Below are 2,406 nucleotides of genomic sequence, written 5' to 3' on the forward strand. Positions count from 1 at the left end.
ATACGGATATGGACATGTTCGGTTCTATTCCGAGGCGCGCCCCGGTTCAGCTGAGTGTTGGTCGTGGCTACGCGTTCCTTGCCGGGTCGCCGGTTCTGGTGCAGCTGATGAGTCCGGAGGATTCTCAGCACCGTGGCGGGCTGTAGGGCTTGTCTGGCGTGTGGTGAGGTATCGTGTAACTTTACCGGCTATTTTGCTGTGGGGGTCACCCCTCTGGGGAGTCGCCCTGCTTGTTGTGAAGTTGATGTTAAGGAGTTAGCCCGTGACTGTACCTGCTGGTTCGCCGCAGTACTCCGGCTCGGAGCGTCGTGATGCTCATCCTGCCCCGCAGGCTGCTGGTCAGCCCGCGGGTGGCTTGGTTGCGGGCGCTCCCCTTGGCTCTTCGTATCGTTTGGTGCGCCGGGTGGGTTCCGGTGCGGTCGGTGAGGTGTGGGCTGCTACGATGAGCGGCTCGTGGGCTCTGTACGCGGCGAAGGTTTTGCGTCCGGAGCTTGCGGAGAACCCTGTGGTTCTTGAGTCTTTTGTGCGTGAGCGTTCGGTACTGTTGGCGCTGTCGCATCCTCATATTGTGCCATTGACGGACATGGTGGTTGAGGGCGGTGTGCTGGCTCTGGTGACGGAGTTTCAGCATGGCGGTTCGTTGCGTCAGAAGCTGGATTCTGAGGGTCCGTTGCCGGTTCGTTTGGCGTTGAGTCTGATGGTGCAGGTTCTGAATGCGGCGGAGTTTGCTCACCGTCGGGGCGTGATGCATCTGGATATTAAGCCGGAGAATGTTCTGCTGAGCGGTGTTTTGGGGGAGTCTCTGGATCAGCAGGTTCGTGTGGCTGATTTCGGTATTGCTTCTTTTACTGGCTCTGCGGGTTCGGGTTCTTCTCGTTCGTTTTCTGGTACTCCGGGGTATATGGCTCCGGAGCGTTCTGCGCATGGTGTGGCTACTCCGGCGGTGGATGTTTATGCGTGCGCAGTGACTCTTCATGAGTTGTTGGTGGCGGCGCGTCCTCTTCCGGCGCGTGGTGGTGCGGTGCAGGTGTCGCCGCAGATTCCGGCTGAGGTTGCTGAGGTGCTTCACGGGATGTTGGCGGAGAACCCGGTTCAGCGTCCTGGTGCGGCTGAGGCTGCCGCTAAGTTGCGTCTTTTAGCTGAGGGTTTCACGGCTGATACGGTGCTTCCTCGCTGGGTTGAGGTGTCTTCGGGTGCTGTGGGCTATACACCTACGGTGGTTCATGGTGCTGAGCCTGCTGTTTCTGCGGTGCCCGGGCAGAATGTTACGGAGCTGTATGGTGCGGGTATGCCGTCGCTGGGTCAGGCGCAGAATGAGACGGTTATCCGCGCTCCTTTTGTGGTGGAGCAGCCGGCATATGTTCCTGATGAGGTTGTTGAGGAAGAGGAGCCTGCCCGTTCGCCGTTGCGCCGCCCGCTGGTGTGGGGCGCTATCCTGGGTTCTTTGATTCTTGTGGGTGTGCTCGCTTTTGTGGGTTTGAGCGGCGGTAAGGGTTCGTCTAAGACGGCTGAGTCTTGGTCTGCTTCGAGCCGTAGTTCGGCGTCTTTGCCGAGTGGTTTGGGTACCCGTATTGAGGGTACGTATAACCCGCGGGATAAGAGTGCTCGCCTGACTTTTGAGTTTTCGTCGCAGAAGTCGGCTCTTCGGGGCGATATTTTGCAGGTGCTTCCCGGTGTTGAGGGTGGTTCGTGTGCTTCGGTGACGTGGGATGCCGGTCAGGCGTCTTCTGGTGTGTCGAAGAATCAGTCGAGTGTGACTGCGGTGGATGTTCCGTGTTCGTGGAATCTGTCTGAGGTGAGTATCCCGGCTAATGGTGTGGTGCAGGTTCGGGCGAATGTGTCTGCTGAGTTTAAGGATTCGCGTGCTTTTGAGGAGTGGGTGAACCGTATTGATTCTGAGACGTCGAAGGCTATTTCTGACAGGGAGGTTCGTTCGACGGCGTACCCGATTCAGCGTTTGCGGTCGATTGAGTTGCGGGTTCCTTCTCGTGTGGTGAATCAGAGTGTTTTGCCGGTGACGGTGGTTCCGGTGTGGCCCAGTGGTGCGGATGAGTTGAATCCGTTGATGGTTTTGCCGCGTACGGGTGAGTTTTCGACGCTGGTTCAGGCGATTTCTCCGGATGCGCAGTTGATTAGTTTTTCGGATGGTTGTTCGGGGCATGTGTTGGTGTCTGAGGATCAGCGGGTGGTGACGGCGCTGTCGGTGACGTCTAAGTGCCGTGTGAACGCGCAGATTGGTAATTTCACGAACCTGTCCAGCAGCGACTTCGCGATTATCACCCGCTAACGGTGGCACTCTAGGCTAGCTGCCGCTGGTATGCAGAAAGCCCCCACGGCTGAGAGGGTGACTCTGAACTGCCTCCCGTTTCTTGGACAACGAAACTAAAGTCCAACAAACAGGAGGCT

The 2,406-nt window shown here is 57.9% G+C and carries 1 protein-coding gene; it reads left to right on the forward strand.

Features of this window, described 5'->3' with window-relative positions; translation table 11 throughout:
- Positions 1-262: 262 nt before the first annotated feature.
- Complete coding sequence (locus Q0216_RS00035) at positions 263-2,287, forward strand: serine/threonine-protein kinase (protein ID WP_298591811.1); 2,025 nt, start codon at positions 263-265, stop codon at positions 2,285-2,287.
- The last annotated feature ends 119 nt before the right edge of the window (positions 2,288-2,406 follow it).

This window comes from uncultured Rothia sp. (assembly GCF_937976295.1).
Lineage (GTDB): Bacteria > Actinomycetota > Actinomycetes > Actinomycetales > Micrococcaceae > Rothia.